The following is a 17,005-nucleotide window of genomic DNA, read 5'->3' on the forward strand; positions in this document are numbered from 1 at the left end:
TCTTGAATACGCTAAACATGTACAAAAACTTCATGGAGTGGTTGACGAATGTGGAGACTTGGCAGCGCTTCGGCGAATCTGCCATTCGGATAGCGCTCATTATTGTTATTACGCATTTGATTATATGGATTGTCAATAAATCGATTGATCGTATATTATCAAATAAACAAACGAGTCGTTTGCCGGTGCAGGCTAGAAGGATGGTCACGGTAGGACGGCTGCTCAAAAATATCGTCATGTACGCCTGCTATCTAATTGGCGGCATGCTGTTAATGTCGGAGCTGGGCATTCAACTGGGGCCGCTGCTCGCAGGTGCCGGAATCGTAGGTTTGGCTATTGGATTTGGCGCGCAAAGCTTGGTGAAGGACATTATTACTGGCTTCTTTATTATTTTGGAGGACCAGTTTGCCGTAGGCGATGTTATTCAAGCCGGACAGTTTAAAGGGACGGTCGAGGTTATTGGATTGCGTACGACCAGGCTGCTCAGCTGGACAGGGGAAATTTTCATCATTCCGAACGGCATGATTAATGAGGTGACGAACTTCTCCTTACGCAATTCTGTAGCCGTCGTGGACGTTTCGATCGGTTATGAGGAAGATGTAGATCGGGCGACGAACATCATTCAAGCTACGGTAGATAAGCTGGAAGATGAAAACCTCGCCAAACCGCCGGAAGTGCTTGGCATTCAGCTAATGGGCGCATCGGACATAAAAATTCGTATTATTGCGGAATGCTTGCCTAATACCCAGCATGCGCTGGCCAGAAAGATTAACTTGCAGGTGAAGAAAGCGCTGGTTGAGAACGGTATGGATACGCCGTATCCACGCATGGTTACCTATCATCGCGATGAGAGGAGCGGAGAAAGAAATGGAGCGTAAGCAATTTGAGCTTGGTGATGTCGTCCAGATGAAAAAACAGCATCCTTGCGGTTCGAATGAAATGGAAATTATTCGAATGGGCATGGATATCCGTATTAAATGCGTAGGCTGTAAGCACAGTGTATTAATACCTCGGGCGAAATTTGAGAAAAATATGAAAAAAGTGCTTCGTTCCACCGCTTCTGCTGATGGTGGGCAAGCGCCGGCCCAGTCTGAGCCGGAATCACATTAAAATCGTTTACGGAATGAATAATGAAGGAAATGAACGACCTCCAGCCTTTTATTTAAAGGTGATGGAGGTTTTTTGTTTTTTCTCGGTATTTCCATTGTTTACAGTTCGGAAACAAGGCGGACGTCATTAGAAATACTATGTCTTAGCGATCAGGAGAGAGTGGAGGAAAGAATCCAATGTGTGGAATTTTCGGAAAATGGCGAGCCGCGCTCGTTGCGGCTTGTCTCGTGGCTGCCAAACGGCATGAAGTCGCGGCTGCATCGAATGGTGGAGCGGGTTCCGCTCGCTTTTCGCGGAAAAAACGATGTGCTTCGAGAATTCTCGCCGATTGAGCAGCATTTTTACGGAAATGCAAGGCTGCAAGTGGGGACGAATCGACTTACGCAAACGGCATAAAAATATAAGAGGTTTTTGGTTGCATCCAGGCAGCAAATATGATAAGATCTTCTTATATGCGGAGAGGTACCCAAGAGGCCCAAGGGGGCTGACTCGAAATCAGCTAGGCGTGTCAAAGCGTGCGTGGGTTCGAATCCCACCTTCTCCGCCATTCTCGCATATATGCGCTGTTACGGCGATTGTAATATTATAGATTAAATATGATAAGGCTGATTCCTGTTTCAAACGGGAATCAGCCTTTTTTGTTGTGCTTGTCTTGAAAGAAGCCAGCTCCTTAAGGGGCTGGCTTCGCTTCCATCGTTCTTTTGGACAGGATGATAATCAGTGCAGCTGTTACAGACAGTAGGGTGCAGCAAGTAAACATGGCAGAGTAAGAGCTGCTTTGCAGCAAAATGCCCATTGCGAATCCGCCAAGGGAAAAGCCGAGATCGTAGGACGATAAAAAAATCGCCATCAGCACATAGCGGGTTTTCTCCGGCAAAATAAAAGAGAGATAGGTCGTCAGCGTTGGATACAGCAGCGCCACGGCGAAGCCATTAAATACGGCTGACACGTATACAAAAGTGCCTACGATGTCCAGCATGGCGAGCAGTTGGCTCCCAAGCGCAGCAGACAACAGCATCCCGGCCATGAGCCATGTATTCCAGCTGCCATTGGACGGTATTTTTTTGCGCAAAACAAAGCGGCATGTGATGACGACCAGGCCCTGTATAGTTAAATATACACCTGCGTCCCCAGAGCCAGCGGCAAGCATAAACAGAGGAAGAAAGGTCGCGGTTGCCCCAAACACGCAGGAGGCCAGCAGCATAACGATGCTGCTAATGAGCAAGGGCGGACTTTTCCAAATCGTACCGAGGGACGCAGCCATATCGCGAAGCGTATAGGTTTTATCCTGTACGGTCCGTTTCGGAAGCGCCGCGCGGTAGAAGATAAACAGGGGGCCGGCAGCCAGTACGATCATAAGCAATGCAAATAACAGCTCGCTGTTGTTTTGCCATATTTGTAAAGCGGCGATCGGAATAACGAGTGAAGGGACCATCGTAAACAAGGTGTACATGGACAACCCCTGGGCGCGATCTTTATTTTCCAACGATTCAACAATTCCCACCTGCATGGTCATAGAGAAAAAAGCAGTAATGGCTCCCTGCAGCGCTCTCAGCCATAAGTATTGCTCCGTTCCGCTAACGGTATAAATGAAAAGTAGGACAGCATGGGCGCAAAGCAGCCATTTCATAACGGAAAGCGGGCCATAACGTCCAATTAGCTGTGCGGCAAAAGGTCGGAGGAGCATGCACGTAAACATATAGGCCCCCATAATTAAACCAATTTCCGCCTGATTCATGCCAGCCGCCTCACTTCGGAGCGGCAAAATAATCGTTAAAGCCGAATTGGCAGCGAAAAAGAAAAAGGCCAAAACATATAAGCGAATAAATGAAGCAGAGGAAGGATGCTGCTTCGCCGTTACAGAATGCAAAATAATACCCACCTTTGTGCAAATCAATTGCTGTAAATTGTAATCCATACTACAAACTTCGTACTCTGATTACTTTACCATGGAACGGGCATTTTATAATGAAAAAAATAAACACGAAAAAGGAGCTCTTGCGAGCTCCTTCTCCTGACGGTGTTTGATCGATTGAGTACATTTTTCACACTACTTTGCAACAGAAACATGGGAGCAATCACTGTTCAATCAGTACCAACGTTTCCGCTGCTGCGTATTCGTTAACTGACCTGTCCATTCTTTTGGCAGGCGGCATATACCGCTTTACTTTTGGAAATGGACAAGTGTGCGTGTGTTACGGACATTGTCTTTGGCACAACCCTCCGCTTCTAAAGCTCAGTGGACAAATTCCTCTTGTAGCAGCCCTTGCACTATGAAGTCCAACGGAACCACACCTCTCTTCACACCGTCAAAAATAGAATGCCCACGCTGAGCGAAAGCTATACATGCGGTTTGAAATTTAATGGCCCATTCGCTTCCATTTGCGTTCATGGTTCGTGTTGTCCGGGAAGCGCTGGCCTTTGCTCAGCTTCACCTTCTGCGGATTTTGAATGCCTTGATGAAAGGAATTGACGCCATCCTCGATGTAAGTGGCATCATTCGGTGCCTTATCGCCAGCGGAAAACAACGTTCCTTCGCCCATTTTAATTTACCTCCTGTACATGATGTAGATTGACATTTAAGCCGTTATGCCGTTACGACATAAGCCTGCAAGCAGTATAAATTCAACTGCCTGCTACATTAATATGAGCCTAGAACCGGATGTTCATGAACACCAGATAACGGGAGGAAATCGAAGCTTGTTTTTGGGCTATATATTTGGTATAGTTAGAGGATGCGAGTAAGAACCTCGCTCCTTGCTCCATTTATGGGGCCGTTAGTCCAAAAGGAGGTGAAACATAATGCGCAAATACGAAGTGATGTACATTGTTCGTCCTGATGTTGAGCAAGAAGCTCTTCAAGCTGTCGTTGAGAAATTTAATGGCATCATCTCCAATGGTGGAGAAGTTACGAAACAAGATGTTAGCGGTAAACGCCGTCTTGCGTATGAGATCAACAAGATTCGTGAGGGATACTACGTTCTGGTTCATTTCAACGGAACTACGGAAGTCGTTAACGAACTTGACCGTATCCTGAAGATTACGGATGAAGTTATCCGCTTCTTGGTCGTCAGAGACGTAGCTTAGTTGAAGCCAAGGATTGATCGATTGGGAGGTCAGAGACGATGTTGAATCGTGTAATACTTATTGGTAGATTGACGAGAGACCCTGAATTGCGTTATACGCCTGCTGGCGTTGCAGTTGCGCAATTTACAATAGCAGTTGACCGTCCGTTTACGAGCGGTCAGGGCGAGCGTGAAGCGGATTTCATTCCGGTAGTCACGTGGCGCCAGCTAGCCGAGACATGCGCCAACTACTTGCGCAAAGGCCGCTTAACGGCGGTTGAAGGTCGCATTCAGGTTCGGAACTACGAGAACAACGAAGGCAAGCGCGTCTATGTGACGGAAGTAATCGCTGACAACGTCCGTTTCTTGGAATCCAACAAGGATGCGGGCGGAGCGCGTGAAGATAGCGGTGGCGTGAGCGGCGGAAGCGGTTCTTTCGGAGGCGGTTCTTCCTACGGTAACGGTGGAGGAGGCGGAGGCGGCTATAACAGCAGCAACAACAGCAATAACAATAGCGGCCGCTCCAGTAACAACTCACGTAACGACAACCGTGATCCGTTCTCGGATGATGGTCGACCGATCGATATATCTGAGGATGATTTGCCATTTTAATTGAAAGGATGGATTCGAATGAGCTTTAAGCCAAGAGAAGGCGGAGACGGAGAGCGTCCAGAACGCAAATTCGGCGGCCGCAAAGGCGGACGTAACAAACGCCGTAAAGTTTGCTTCTTCACCGTGAACAAAATCACTAAAGTTGATTATAAAGACACGGACCTGCTTAAAAAGTTTATCAGCGAGCGCGGCAAAATTTTGCCACGTCGTGTAACTGGAACAAGCGCAAAGTACCAACGCCTGCTGACTATCGCGATCAAACGTTCGCGCCAAGTAGCATTGCTGCCGTACACAACAGAATAGATCTTTCTATTCGAAAGAAGCCTGCCCGAGATTCGTCTCTGCAGGCTTCTTTTTTATGCATACTTAAGATGGATGATTGAAGCGGGAAAAATACAAGACAAAAAGAGACCCACAGCCCGTTGCTGTGGGTCTAAGCATTTATATTAATTAAAAGGGGGGTTGAGTACAAGTATAGAGGTTGTTTATTAAAGCAAGATGAAGAGAACTTTGCAAATACATTACTAATCATTTCAAGTCATTTCATGTTATTTCAAGCTTGTGGAGCGACGTCAGGAACGGACACTTGCTCGCGATTGCCGGATAGTCTGCGTGAAAGCACAATCAAAATCACAGCAAGCAAGACGCCGAATGCGCCAATCCACGTAATGCTAGGCAAAGAGACTTTGGCGACGATTAGTCCGCCTGCGCTTGCACCGACAGCCATCGCCAGCTGCAGTACTGAAGTATTTAGGCTGAGCATAATGCTCGATGCGCCCGGAGCAAGCGTCAGCAAATTGTATTGCTGTGTAGGTCCGGATGACCAAGCAGCAAATGACCACAGCATAAGCAGAAGGAAAACAATAGCGGAAGAGCTGGCACTGAAGGAAATGAGCAGCAGAGCAGCAGCATGAACGAGCATGCCTCCCATTAACGTACGCTTCACGCCCCATTTATCTGTGCTGTAGCCGCCTAGCTTGGAGCCAATTAGGCTGGCTACCCCAAATCCGAACAAAGCGATGCTTAGTGTATTTTCGCTCATAGAAGTGACTTGCAGAAGGTAGGGCGAAATGTACGTATAGGGAATCGAGTAGCCGGCTATCCATAGAAAAGTGACACCTAGAGCAGCGGCTATTTTTGGAGTCTTGAGCAGGGCCAGCTGCTCGCGCAGCGGTACAGAAGACTCGCCATCGTATCGTGGAATAGCAAATGCAATAATAATGATGGCAAGCAAACCGAGTACGCCGATGCCACCGAAGACGCTTTTCCAGTTATAAGAGGCTGCTACCATACGGCCAATTGGAATGCCGATGATAAGCGCGGCAGTAAACCCAGTTACGACGGTAGCGAGTGCGCTGGCCTGTTTGCCCGGCGGTGCCATTTTTGTAGCAAGCGTTAGTGACGTTACAACGACGACGCCTGCCCCAAGCGCCATAATGATGCGTGCGGCAATGAAATAGCCGAAGCCTGGCAGAGCGATGGCAAGCAAGTTGCCAAGCACGAAGACGACCATCGCATACATGAGCAGCTTGCGGCGCTCAATACGTCCCGTCATGGCCATTAGAATAGGGGTGCCAAGTGCGTAAGTAAGCGAGAAGAACGTGATGAGCTGGCCTGCGGCACTGACTGATACGCCAATATCCTCCGCGATTTTATCCAATATCCCTGCAATGACGTATTCCGAAGTTCCAACCAAAAAACTAATTAAAGCAAGCAAATAAATTTTCCACGTGTTTGACAGCATGATGATAGTCCTCTCCACTTATATTTTTATATTTCTAAAAATATAGAAATTAAAATCAAAAAAATTACGCCAGCAAATAAGGAGCGTATTTCTGTATAACGTCCATATCCGCGCTGTAGTAAATAAACGTACCTTCCTTGCGCATTTTTAGCAGGCCGCATTCGGACAGCTGCTTCAAATGGTGGGAAAGCGTAGAGCTTGCAACCATCTCTAATTGCTGTCCAAGCATGCTGCAGCATTGATCAGGATGCTTGGCAAGCAGTTGGGCGATTTTGAAACGTGTTAAGTAAAGCTTTAATTTTAGGAAGGGATTAGGTGGGATTTTCTTTACAATAACCTCCCTAGGGGGATAAGATGAGGGGAATATGCTAAACGGACAGGAGGCTGGAGATGTGATGCTGGAAGCGCATCAGGCCGGAATTACGACACGGCGAGAAAAAATAAAAATCATCTTGGCGCTTGCTGTACCGACGATGATTGAGAACTTTTTGCTCACTATAGTTGGATTTATCGATACGTTATTTGTGTCTAGAATCGGTCTGAATGAGGTGGCTGCCGTTGGAGTTGGCAATACCGTTATAGCCGTCTATATAGCATTGTTTATGGCTTTGGGAATTGGCACCTCCTCACTAATTGCCCGAGCAGTAGGAGCTGGGGATTTCACTAAAGCTAAGGCTATTGCAAGGCAGTCGACATGGATATCGGCGTTTACAGGCTTATTGTTGGGCATCGTTAGCTTATTTTTTGCAGAGTCCATTTTGCGCTTAATGGGGGCAGCCCCTGATATTCTGGCACATGGGGTCGTCTATTTTCAAATTGTAGCGGTGCCTTCCTTGTTTATATCACTTATGGCGATCTTCGGCAGCATTTTGCGTTCTGGAGGCGATACGAGAACACCGATGGTCGTTGGCATATGGGTCAATCTCATTCATATTGTGCTGGATTACGTGCTCATATTTGGCATTGGAAGCTGGCAGGGCTGGGGCATTGCCGGAGCGGGCTGGGCGACGTCCATTGTCCGCGTCATTGGAACAGTGGTATTGTACAAATACATACAGCAATCGAAGCTTTCTTTTTCCCTATTTAAAAAACAATCTGCGCAGAGCTATACGTATCCGCTATTAACCTTATCATTGCCCGCTGCCGCAGAACGGCTGATTATGCGTGTAGGACAAATGTTTTATTTAGGCCTCGTTATTCGCATTAGTACCGAAGTATATTCTGCGCATTTGATAGCAGGCAATGTAATTGCTCTGTCTTATCTGCCTGGTTATGGCTTGGCAGTAGCGGCTACAACGCTTGTCGGTCAGCAATTGGGAGCGGGGCGAACGCGGGATAGCTATGAATATGGGCTGCTAACTGCGTGGATAGCTGTTGTGTTCATGACCTTAATCGGCATTGTATTCTGGCTTGGCTCAGGAATAGCTGCAAGTTGGTTTACAGGCGACATCGTCATCGTTGAAATGGTTCGTACTGCCCTTGGAATTGACGCGTTTGCTCAGCCGTTTCTGGCAATAAGCTTAGTCATTGCAGGAGCTCTGCAAGGGGCAGGCGACACGAAGAGCCCCATGTATAGTACAATCATTGGTATATGGGGAATACGAGTGCTGGGCATTTATGTGCTGTGCTTGCATTTTCAGATGGGTATCGCAGGCGTCTGGCTGGTCAGCGCAATTGATCAACTGATGCGATCTGTTTATTTGTTGCAGCGTTTCAAGTCTCGGCTGCAGGCGAAACAGACGATCGCTCAAGGTGAATAGAGGAGGATGTGCATTGGAGCAGGATCATACACATACACATACACATACACACACGCATACGCATGAGCATAAGCATCGCAAACAAATTATTAATCGATTAGCCCGTATTGAGGGACATGTTCGATCGGTAAAGGAAATGACGGCTGATGGCCGTGACTGCTCTGATATTTTGCTGCAGATCGCAGCGGTGCGCAAGGCGCTCGATAATGCGGCCAAGCTGCTGCTTAAGGATCATTTGGAGAGCTGTGTGGTGGATGCCATTCACCATGGGGAGAAGAAAACGCTGGAGGATTTGAATAAGGCGCTGGAGCATTTTATACGCTAGCCAATAACGGATAAATAGTAAACAGTAAAACAAGCCGTGTTTCTCTGCTGCAGAGAAGCACGGCTTGTTTTATGCCTATTTTTTCTATACGGCTATTCGGTCTTTCTGCGGGTGAGCGCCAGCATGAGGAAGGAAATCAGAACAATGGCAATCGTCCATGCCCAAGCCATTGCCATGTTTCCCCCGTCTACGGCGACGTAGATCGCGGTTGGTACTGTCTGGGTAACACCTGGAATGTTGCCAGCAATCATGAGCGTAGCACCGAACTCACCGAGCGCTCTGGCGAACCCGAGTATATAGGCGCTGATGAGAGAAGGGAATACAAGCGGCAGCGTAATGTAGCGAAAAATCTGCCATTCATTGCCGCCCATGGAGCGGCCCGCATCCTCCAGATGATGATCTATCCCTGAGAAGCCAACCTTCATCGTCTGGTAGACGAGGGGGAAGGCCACGACAACGGAAGCGATAACCGCCGCCCACCAGGTAAAAATGATCGGAGCATGAAACACCCATTCAATCAGCTTGCCCATCCAGCCTCTGCGGCCGAGCAATACAAGCAGCAGGAAACCAACGACCGTCGGCGGCAGTACGAGCGGCAGCATGAATAGCGTTTCAAGCAGCAGCTTGCCTTTGAATCGGGCTCTCGACATCCATCTTGCAATAAGGACTCCAAGCAAAAGGGTTACAACACTCGATAGTAAGGCAACCTGTAGAGAAAGCCGGATCGGCGTCCAAAATGCGGGCCAATCTATGCCTGCCCCAATCATTGCGCTGCGGAGAACCCGTATTTAATGAATACGTTCATTGCATCTGCTGTTTGCAGGTAAGCGTAAAAAGCTTTTGCTTCGCTTTGATGCTTTGTTTCTTTCACAATACCGATTGGATATACAATTGGCGTGTAAGTTGCTGGGTCAACAGTAGCGGCGATTGTAACTTTATCGGACGTCAAAGCATCTGTACGATAGACGAAACCAGCGTCTACATTGCCTGTTTCTACATATTGCAGCACTTGGCGCACGTCTTTCGCTTGGACAAGCTTGGATTGCAGGCTGTCCCACAGCTTAGCGTTCGTCAAAGCTTCCATCGCATAGTTGCCAGCAGGAACGCTTTCTGGAATACCGATTGCGATTTTACCAAGGGTATCTTGGCTGAGGTCGGCAATAGCTGCTACTTTAACTTTGCTGTCAACTCCCGTCACAATAACGAGTTCGTTGGCCAGCAGTTTCTTTTGCTGGTCTTCAGCAATAAAGCCTCCTTCAACGAGTGCCTTCAGGTTTTTGGAAGAAGCAGAAAGGAACAGGTCAGCCGGGGCCCCTTGCTCGATTTGCTGTTGCAATGCACCGGAAGCGCCGAAGTTGAAGTTCAAGGTAATGGATGGATTTGCAGCTTCATAAGCTTGCTTAATTTCTTGCAGGGCATCCGTCAAGCTGGCAGCAGCAGAAATCGTTAAATCTACTGTCTCGGTAGGTGCAGGAGCTTCGCTCGCTTGCGGCGATGCTGATTCTACAACAGCAGCGCTAGGACTGCTCGTGCTTGTATCCGTTGCAGCCGTTCCGGTATTGTTCGCGCCACACGCCGCGCATACAAGCAGCACAGCCAGCATAAAAAAGAGTACAGCAGGTTTCTTGAATTGTGTAAACATAAACTCTCCTCCAAATATAGTTTATTATATCTATTTATAACTAAATATCATTATAGACTGGCATCAATTCCACTGTAAAGGGAGATGGGATATTTGAAATATAAGACTTTCTAAAGTTCTGAGGACGGATTAGCTTATATTTTAATGTGATGTGAACTCGGTTATTCAGGGTCAGGGAAAGCTCGTTCATTTACGCATCCTGCAATTATGTTACAATTAAAGGTATGAAAATAATAACCAAATTCAGCCTGTAACCTAGGCTGAGCGAGGCTAAGGAGATCCAATATGTCCGCTGACATCTCATATACAACCGAAGAAATTGCCAAGCTATTGAAAATTTCCAAGCTCACCGTATACGATTTAATTAAAAAAGGAGAGCTACCCTCGTACCGAGTAGGCAAGCAGATTCGAATTGACGCTTCCGATCTGGAAGCGTACAAGCTGCGGGCTAAAGGCCTCCAAGCTAATGCGCCTGCCGGCAAGACCATGGCTTTCCAGCCTCAAGGCACTCCATACGCGCACGCCCAGGATTTATCGGACAGAAGCGCTGCCTCGTATAATGCCGGAGGGGGAGGGGGACGCCCTATCGTCATTACCGGACAAGATATGAGCCTTGATATTTTGGCCAAGCATATCGAGCGAGAGGGATTGGGCGTGCGCCCGCTACGCTCCTATGTAGGCAGCATGGACAGCCTGGTATCCATGTACAAAGGAGAATCCGACATCGTCAGCACGCATTTGCTGGACGGCGATACAGGGGAATATAACGTTCCCTATATTCGTAAACTATTGATTGGAGCTCCTTATATCGTTGTGCATTTGCTGACGAGAAGCGCGGGTTTGTTCGTGCAGCAAGGCAATCCGCTTAAGCTTGCAAGCTGGGCCGATTTGGTGAAGCCGGGACTCCGACTCATTAACCGGGAGCGTGGCGCCGGCGCGCGTGTTCTGCTGGATGAGCAGCTTAGGCTGCACAATATTCCGGCAGCTTCAATAGTGGGCTATGATCAGGAGCAGACGAATCATCTTGGAGTAGCTGCGCAGGTTGCGTCAGGCGAGGCCGATGTGGGTATTGGAACGGAGAGGGCTGCAGCGGTCGTTTCCCGCATTACGTATATTCCCCTTATTCAGGAGCAATATGACTTGGTTATGTTGAAGAAGCCGGACAATCAAGTATTTATTGATGCGGTCATTCGCATTTTACAGTCGCAGAGCTTCAAGCAGGAGCTAGGAGCCATTACAGGGTATGATTTAACCCGTACCGGGGAAATTGTTGCGGAAAGCTGAGAACATCATAAGCAGGAAGAAGGAACAGCGGATGAACCATTTTAAAACAGGAACAGAACGGTTTGTACATTTTATTTTAAATAATAAATTTGTTATATTCCTGCTCGTGCTGCTCCTGGTAAGTCTGAATATTTTCGTCATGAGCAAAATCTCCTACGTGTTCACGCCGCTCACCGTATTGTTCAAGACGGTGCTGCTGCCGATTATTTTGGCGGGTGTAGCTTATTATTTGCTAAATCCGATTGTGGATTATTTGGAGACGAAGAAGGCTCCGCGTATTTATTCCATTTTTGTGATCTTTGCGGTCATTTTAGGCTTGCTTACGATTTTGCTAACGGTAGTTATTCCGCTTGTAAGCACACAGATCGTCAGTCTGGTCGAAAATTTACCGGGTTATGGGGATCAACTGCGAACGAAGTTTGATGAGTTGATGCACAGCGGCGACCTGCGGGATATTGAGCGGTGGCTCAATATAAATCCATCAGATTTGAGCGGCAATATTACGAAGCGGGCCACCGAGCTGCTAAATGGTGTGTGGCAAAGTGTAGGTTCTTTCGTGGGGGCGCTCAAAGATGTTGTGCTCGCGGTCATCACGCTGCCGTTTATTCTGTTCTACCTATTAAAGGATGGCAAAAGGCTGCCGGAGTATATTGCTGCTATACTGCCAACGAACATGAGAACGCACACGAAGCGCATTATGGGCGAAATGAATGGCCAAATCAGCAGCTACATAAGAGGACAGATTATTGTGAGCTTCTGTATTGGCTTGCTGCTGTATATCGGTTATTTGATTATTGGGCTTGAGTATTCGCTGGTGCTGGCGCTGATTGCTGCTTGTACAGCCATCATTCCGTATCTGGGCCCAGCTATCGCGATTACGCCAGCGCTTATTGTAGCGATGGTAACATCACCCGTTATGATGCTGAAAATGCTGGTGATCTGGACCATTGTCCAGCTGATTGAAGGGAAGTTTATTTCCCCGCAAATTATGGGCAAAAGTATGAAAATTCATCCCATTACGATTATTTTCGTCATTTTGACTGCTGGGAATTTGTTTGGATTGGCGGGCATTATTTTAGCTGTACCAGGCTATGCGGTGCTAAAAGTTATTGCGACGAATTTCTTCCACTGGCTGCAGGCGCGTTCGCCGCTTTACGCAGCGGAGGAAGTGAATGCAGATAATGATTTTAAGCTATAATATAAGCATTATAAAACGGAGGACTGCTTGCAAAAGCAGTCTTTTTATTAAAATATAAGAATGTATAAGCTGCCACCAGAACATTTGCTTCTATTTCAACGCGAAACGGCATTGCCTTCAAGGGTCTGAAATGCCGTTTACGCTTGAACTTTTCAAAGTAACTAAAAGTTGTAATTGCAGTTTTTGTCGCAAAGGAATAAAATGAACATGAGTGTGGTCAAGTCCCTCTAATTATGCATCCTTATTGTGAAACATTTCACAATTTCAGGTTTTTTTCAGAGGAGGCTTGCCGTTGTAACGGCGTTTAACTAATCATGCAACAAACAACGCAAGGGAGGCATTTTTCGTATGTCGGAAACATTAACAGAGCAAGAAGTACAGACGGGATCTGTACGTAGTGAACTGGACGTTCTGGAGCAATTGCTTAAACCGGAAATCCAAAGCTCGCTGAATCAGCTGGTAGAAAGCTTGCCTAAGCTTGCTGAAATGGTTACTTTGATGACCAAAGCTTATGATGTGGCAACAACTGTGGCGAATGACCAAGTGCTTATGGGCGATATGAAGCATGGTATCGAGGAATTCGTTAAGCCGATTACGGACAAGGCTAAAGGCATTGCATCGGCTGCTGTAGAAGCAAATGATCGTGCACAAGCAGAGCCTACGACAATCGGTCTGTTCGGCATTCTCAAAATGCTGAAAGATCCGCAGGTCCAACAAACATTGCGTTTCGCGCAATCGTTCCTGGATGTATTAGCAGAGCGCAACAAACAACGTTAAGATCGGATCAGAATGAGAACGGAGGATCAGTATGTCTAAGCATATTTTGATTTTGGGTGGCGGATATGGCGGTTTGCTGAGCGCATTGACAACTCGCAAATATTTGTCCCCCGAGGAAGCAAGCATTACCGTTGTTAACCGTATTCCATCGCACCAAATCGTAACCGAATTGCATCGTCTGGCCGTTGGCGGCGTTCATGAGAACAACGTTGCTTTGCCGCTGACGAAGCTGTTCAAAGATAAATCCATCAATTTGGTTATCGACACAGTCGACAAAATTGATCCGGATCAGAAGCAAGTTCACCTTTCCAGCGGTGCAAAAACTTCCTACGATACGCTAGTTATCGCTCTTGGTGGCGAAACGGCATTTTTCGGCATTCCAGGCCTTGAAGAAAACAGCCTGACGCTGAAATCGGTTGAGGAAGCAAACCGCGTGAGCGCGCACATTCAAGAGCGCCTTGCTGCGTACGCACAATCGAAAAACAAAGCTGACGCAACCATCGTTGTTGGCGGCGGCGGCCTGACTGGTATTGAGCTGATCGGTGAAATTGCCGACATGCTGCCAAAATGGTGTGAGCAATACGGCGTTAACATCAGCGAAGTATCGGTATACAACGTTGAAGCAGGCCCGTCGATTCTGGCTGGTTTCCCTGCAGAGCTTGTTGACCGTGCGAAAGCAAGCCTCGAAAAACGCGGCGTTCAATTGCTGATGGGCATTGCGGTTACAGAAGTAAAAGGCAACCAAGTTATTTTGAAAGACGGTCAAACGCTTGTGGCTAACACATTCGTATGGACTGGCGGCGTTACAGGCAACCCTGTTGTAGCAAACTGCGGTATCGAAGTGAACCGTGGCCGCGCTACAGTCAATGAGTTCCTGCAATCGACTTCGCACCCTGAAGTTTACCTAGCTGGCGACAATGCAGTTGTATTTAGCGCAGATGGCCGTCCTTATCCGCCAAGTGCACAAATCGCATGGCAAATGGGCGAAGCAATCGGCTACAACCTGTTCGCGCAATCCAAAGGCTTGCCGCAAAAATCGTTTGCATTCGTTAACTCCGGCGTTCTTGCGAGCCTTGGCCGCAAAGATGCAATCGGAACAGTCGGCGCAAGCCAGCTTCGTCTGAGAGGCACTACGGCTTCTTTGATGAAGGAAGCAAGTAACGTTCGTTACCTGTCGCATGTTAACGGCTTGTTCTCGCTCGTTTACTAATTTAATAAGTAATAACCATAATAAGTCCTCGTTTAAACGGCAGCAGCTGTTTAGGCGGGGACTTTATTTTTTCGCTTAGTGTCTCTGATGAATCATCAACCGAGTAATGCTCGGGGTATTACGATTGATCATGGCTTCATCAGCGAGGTTATGAACGGTACTCCGTTCATAACCTTTAGACTGGACTTAAGTTAAGCTTCTTGGTTGCGATTAGAACTTTTCACTGTTAGTAAATAAGAAATATTATGTTAAGTAGGAAAATGCTGCATTTTGTCGAATATTCTGTTTTGTAACCATGAATTGTTACATGATCGTACAGGATACTGGCAGTCGACTCTTTATTGGCGTTTGGAATGAAAGAGCATACGGGTTTAATTTAACCCTAGCATGGAAGAGAAAACAGTGAAGAATTCAATCGGGATGGAGGGTGCAGATGATAGGTTATGACCGCTTGCGGGTGGAAGGCCCCTGCAAGCTAAAGCATATTCTGGATGTGGAGATAAGCTGGAAGCCGGGCGAGCATGGGACGCTGCGGATTAGCGGAATCGTCGAGGAAGAGCTGCGGACAAGTGCGACGCTGGAAGCGATGTGGCAGGATAAAATCGCCTTGTATGACGAAGAAGAAGGCACACGGAAACCCTTGTTTAAAGGCGTAGCCACGTCCGTACAGACGGTGCACCGCAATGGCGTGTACACAGTCGATATCGAAGCGGTGTCTGGGAGCATTTATAGTGATTTGAAGAAGCGCAAGCGATCTTTTCAGGATACAAGCCAGACGTACGAGAAGATCATCACTACTGTACTGCGTGCGTATCCAGGCGGGGATGTCTTGCTTCAACAGGGAGAGAAGGAGAAACCATCTGAACCTGTCATTCAATATGAGGAGACGGATTGGGAGCTGACAAAAAGGCTGGCAAGCCAGTTCCAGTCGGTCGTGGTGTGTGATATATTGGAAGAAACGCCAAAGCTGTATATTGGAATGCCGGAAGGAAAAACGCATAAGCAGTCCGAATGGTCCTCGTATACGGTGAGCAAGGATTTAGCGGCGTTTCAGAAGGCAGGCGGGCAGGAAGCGGGCCTGCATGATACAGATTTTTTCGGTTATGAAATAGAGTCAAAGAGCTTCTATCGATTAGGTGATCGCTTTAAAATTCGAGGCTATATTGAGCTGATCGTATCGTCGATGACGGCTCGAATGGAAAAGGGACAGTTGATCTACCACTATCGGTTGTCGCGGGAAGCGGGAATACGAGAGCAACGGATGGTGAATAGCAGGCTGTCGGGCCTGACACTGCAAGGAGAAATTCTGGCGGTGAAAGGGGAACAGGTGCAGGTGCATCTGGCAATCGACGATAAGCAAGACAAGGGAACGGCGCATTGGTACCGCTATGCGCCGGAGACGGGCAGCGCGATGTATAGTATGCCGCAGGTAGGGACGAAGGCGAATTTGTATCTCGCCGATGCAGGCGGTCAAGAAGCTATTGTCACCGGAGGCGTGCGAACAAACGGGGCGAGTGCGGAGAAGACGGCTGATCCGAACAACCGTTATTTCGGGACGGAGCATGGCAGTGAAATGAAGCTGTCTCCGACAGGAGTCGAGTTTACAGGCGGAAGCAAGGAGCCGCTGTTTCTGAAGCTGGACGATGCGGTGGGTATTATTTTGAGCAGCCCTCGGAAGCTGACGCTGACAGCGAAGGAAGAGATTTCGCTGTTTACGCCAAAGCGTGTGGTGATTGGTGCGCAGGCGTTACTAGTAGCGAAGAAGACAAGTGCGCCAAGCGGAATCACGCTGGAAGGCGAGTATAACCTCATGGGGGCGCAGATCCGAACGGAAGGGAAAGATCGGACGAGCTACGCGCCGTATGACGATGCGCCATTAGAAGGGCAGCCTCCTCCGCCGCCACCCCCACCGGAAAAACCGCCATTCAGCTGGGGAAAGCTGGCGAGGAATGTGCTGGCGGGAATGGCTGTTGTCGCGGTAGTCGCCGTAGCGGCAGCGTTCACCGTAGCGACGCTGGGAGCAGGAGCGGTCGTTGTGGGTGCAGTACTGGCTGGAGCGGCCATTGCGGGAACCGCAGCGGTGGTGAGCCAAGCGGTGTCGGATATTGCCCGAGGCGAGGTCAGCGATATGGGGACGTATGTTTCAACGGCCTTTCGAGAGACGGTCATCGGGGCGGTATCTGGTGCGGTGTTTGGCCCGTTTGGAGCCTTTGCCTCATTAGGTGGACGAATGGCATTTGGCGCGGTGCAGAATGGGTTTGAGAGTGTCATTCGTCAG

18 protein-coding genes, 1 tRNA gene and 1 pseudogene are annotated in these 17,005 nt (G+C 48.1%); 14 read left to right on the top strand and 6 right to left on the bottom strand.

The annotated features are described in order from the left end of the window. Window positions 1-2: 2 nt before the first annotated feature. The 4 genes from WH37_RS31245 to WH37_RS31260 all read left to right on the top strand — a co-directional run bounded on the left by WH37_RS31245 (window position 3) and on the right by WH37_RS31260 (window position 1,657). The gene (locus WH37_RS31245; protein ID WP_046234577.1) at window positions 3-878 is read left to right on the top strand and encodes a mechanosensitive ion channel family protein; all 876 of its coding nucleotides are present in this window, start codon (window positions 3-5) and stop codon (window positions 876-878) included. Next, entirely contained in the window at window positions 868-1,110 is a 243-nt protein-coding gene (locus WH37_RS31250) for a DUF951 domain-containing protein (RefSeq protein ID WP_046234578.1), read from the top strand. The genes WH37_RS31245 and WH37_RS31250 overlap by 11 nt, the downstream gene beginning before the upstream one ends. Before the next feature lie 180 nt (window positions 1,111-1,290). Continuing rightward, window positions 1,291-1,506: a hypothetical protein gene (locus tag WH37_RS31255; RefSeq protein WP_046234579.1), complete on the top strand. Its 216-nt coding sequence runs from the start codon at window positions 1,291-1,293 to the stop codon at window positions 1,504-1,506. Window positions 1,507-1,566: 60 nt separating this feature from the next. After that, window positions 1,567-1,657: transfer RNA gene (locus WH37_RS31260), tRNA-Ser, on the top strand. Between the two features lie 123 nt (window positions 1,658-1,780). Here the strand turns inward: WH37_RS31260 and cntE are convergent. Both cntE and WH37_RS31270 read right to left on the bottom strand, forming a co-directional pair. Then, a complete protein-coding gene (cntE, locus tag WH37_RS31265; protein ID WP_082111096.1) occupies window positions 1,781-3,028 on the bottom strand; it encodes a staphylopine family metallophore export MFS transporter CntE in 1,248 nt (415 codons plus the stop codon). A 442-nt stretch (window positions 3,029-3,470) separates the two neighbouring features. Next, the gene (locus WH37_RS31270; protein ID WP_046234580.1) at window positions 3,471-3,653 is read right to left on the bottom strand and encodes a YjzC family protein; all 183 of its coding nucleotides are present in this window, start codon (window positions 3,651-3,653) and stop codon (window positions 3,471-3,473) included. A gap of 259 nt (window positions 3,654-3,912) precedes the next feature. Here WH37_RS31270 and rpsF point away from each other — a divergent pair, with 259 nt between their 5' ends. Genes rpsF through rpsR form a run of 3 tightly spaced genes read left to right on the top strand, consistent with a single transcriptional unit; the run spans window position 3,913 to window position 5,090 of the window. Further along, window positions 3,913-4,197: a 30S ribosomal protein S6 gene (gene rpsF, locus WH37_RS31275; RefSeq protein ID WP_046234581.1), complete on the top strand. Its 285-nt coding sequence runs from the start codon at window positions 3,913-3,915 to the stop codon at window positions 4,195-4,197. 38 nt (window positions 4,198-4,235) lie between these two features. Next, window positions 4,236-4,787: a single-stranded DNA-binding protein gene (gene ssb, locus WH37_RS31280; RefSeq protein WP_046234582.1), complete on the top strand. Its 552-nt coding sequence runs from the start codon at window positions 4,236-4,238 to the stop codon at window positions 4,785-4,787. A gap of 18 nt (window positions 4,788-4,805) precedes the next feature. Beyond that, on the top strand, window positions 4,806-5,090 hold the full coding sequence (gene rpsR / locus WH37_RS31285; protein WP_046234583.1) for a 30S ribosomal protein S18: 285 nt from the start codon (window positions 4,806-4,808) through the stop codon (window positions 5,088-5,090). A 250-nt stretch (window positions 5,091-5,340) separates the two neighbouring features. On the opposite strand, the gene WH37_RS31290 is transcribed toward rpsR, so the two are convergent. Continuing rightward, the gene (locus WH37_RS31290; RefSeq protein WP_143088525.1) at window positions 5,341-6,528 is read right to left on the bottom strand and encodes an MFS transporter; all 1,188 of its coding nucleotides are present in this window, start codon (window positions 6,526-6,528) and stop codon (window positions 5,341-5,343) included. Between the two features lie 67 nt (window positions 6,529-6,595). After that, window positions 6,596-6,865: an ArsR/SmtB family transcription factor gene (locus tag WH37_RS31295; protein ID WP_143088522.1), complete on the bottom strand. Its 270-nt coding sequence runs from the start codon at window positions 6,863-6,865 to the stop codon at window positions 6,596-6,598. 61 nt (window positions 6,866-6,926) lie between these two features. Between WH37_RS31295 and WH37_RS31300 the strand changes: the two genes are divergently transcribed. Together WH37_RS31300 and WH37_RS31305 are read left to right on the top strand one after the other, a co-directional pair. Continuing rightward, window positions 6,927-8,291 carry an MATE family efflux transporter gene (locus WH37_RS31300; RefSeq protein ID WP_046234586.1) on the top strand — a complete coding sequence of 455 codons (1,365 nt, stop codon included), beginning with the start codon at window positions 6,927-6,929 and terminating at the stop codon, window positions 8,289-8,291. A 13-nt stretch (window positions 8,292-8,304) separates the two neighbouring features. After that, entirely contained in the window at window positions 8,305-8,616 is a 312-nt protein-coding gene (locus tag WH37_RS31305) for a metal-sensing transcriptional repressor (RefSeq protein WP_052737365.1), read from the top strand. A 92-nt stretch (window positions 8,617-8,708) separates the two neighbouring features. On the opposite strand, the gene modB is transcribed toward WH37_RS31305, so the two are convergent. Next, window positions 8,709-9,383, bottom strand: coding sequence for a molybdate ABC transporter permease subunit (gene modB, locus WH37_RS31310; protein ID WP_046234588.1), 675 nt, complete (start codon window positions 9,381-9,383; stop codon window positions 8,709-8,711). Further along, window positions 9,380-10,258: a molybdate ABC transporter substrate-binding protein gene (modA, locus tag WH37_RS31315; protein ID WP_046234589.1), complete on the bottom strand. Its 879-nt coding sequence runs from the start codon at window positions 10,256-10,258 to the stop codon at window positions 9,380-9,382. Before modA ends, modB begins: the two co-directional genes overlap by 4 nt. A gap of 285 nt (window positions 10,259-10,543) precedes the next feature. Here modA and WH37_RS31320 point away from each other — a divergent pair, with 285 nt between their 5' ends. From WH37_RS31320 to WH37_RS31340, 5 genes and pseudogenes are all read left to right on the top strand, one after another. Then, complete coding sequence (locus tag WH37_RS31320; RefSeq protein ID WP_046234590.1) at window positions 10,544-11,542, top strand: substrate-binding domain-containing protein; 999 nt, start codon at window positions 10,544-10,546, stop codon at window positions 11,540-11,542. Window positions 11,543-11,573: 31 nt separating this feature from the next. After that, entirely contained in the window at window positions 11,574-12,740 is a 1,167-nt protein-coding gene (locus WH37_RS31325; RefSeq protein ID WP_046234591.1) for an AI-2E family transporter, read from the top strand. Between the two features lie 348 nt (window positions 12,741-13,088). Then, window positions 13,089-13,517, top strand: coding sequence for a DUF1641 domain-containing protein (locus WH37_RS31330; RefSeq protein WP_046234592.1), 429 nt, complete (start codon window positions 13,089-13,091; stop codon window positions 13,515-13,517). Window positions 13,518-13,548: 31 nt separating this feature from the next. Beyond that, entirely contained in the window at window positions 13,549-14,727 is a 1,179-nt protein-coding gene (locus tag WH37_RS31335) for an NAD(P)/FAD-dependent oxidoreductase (RefSeq protein WP_046234593.1), read from the top strand. Window positions 14,728-15,160: 433 nt separating this feature from the next. Next, a pseudogene (locus WH37_RS31340) lies at window positions 15,161-17,005 on the top strand (HNH endonuclease); the annotation flags it as partial.

The sequence above is a fragment of the Paenibacillus algorifonticola genome (assembly GCF_000971975.1).
GTDB lineage: Bacteria > Bacillota > Bacilli > Paenibacillales > Paenibacillaceae > Pristimantibacillus > Pristimantibacillus algorifonticola.

Coding starts and splice junctions, on each gene's coding strand:
- WH37_RS31320 (WP_046234590.1), top strand. CDS start 10,544: ATGTCCGCTGACATCTCATATACAACCGAAGAAATTGCCAAGCTATTG.
- cntE (WP_082111096.1), bottom strand. CDS start 3,028: ATGGATTACAATTTACAGCAATTGATTTGCACAAAGGTGGGTATTATT.
- WH37_RS31335 (WP_046234593.1), top strand. CDS start 13,549: ATGTCTAAGCATATTTTGATTTTGGGTGGCGGATATGGCGGTTTGCTG.
- WH37_RS31330 (WP_046234592.1), top strand. CDS start 13,089: ATGTCGGAAACATTAACAGAGCAAGAAGTACAGACGGGATCTGTACGT.
- WH37_RS31325 (WP_046234591.1), top strand. CDS start 11,574: ATGAACCATTTTAAAACAGGAACAGAACGGTTTGTACATTTTATTTTA.
- modA (WP_046234589.1), bottom strand. CDS start 10,258: ATGTTTACACAATTCAAGAAACCTGCTGTACTCTTTTTTATGCTGGCT.
- WH37_RS31300 (WP_046234586.1), top strand. CDS start 6,927: ATGCTGGAAGCGCATCAGGCCGGAATTACGACACGGCGAGAAAAAATA.
- ssb (WP_046234582.1), top strand. CDS start 4,236: ATGTTGAATCGTGTAATACTTATTGGTAGATTGACGAGAGACCCTGAA.
- rpsF (WP_046234581.1), top strand. CDS start 3,913: ATGCGCAAATACGAAGTGATGTACATTGTTCGTCCTGATGTTGAGCAA.
- rpsR (WP_046234583.1), top strand. CDS start 4,806: ATGAGCTTTAAGCCAAGAGAAGGCGGAGACGGAGAGCGTCCAGAACGC.
- modB (WP_046234588.1), bottom strand. CDS start 9,383: ATGATTGGGGCAGGCATAGATTGGCCCGCATTTTGGACGCCGATCCGG.
- WH37_RS31250 (WP_046234578.1), top strand. CDS start 868: ATGGAGCGTAAGCAATTTGAGCTTGGTGATGTCGTCCAGATGAAAAAA.
- WH37_RS31270 (WP_046234580.1), bottom strand. CDS start 3,653: ATGGGCGAAGGAACGTTGTTTTCCGCTGGCGATAAGGCACCGAATGAT.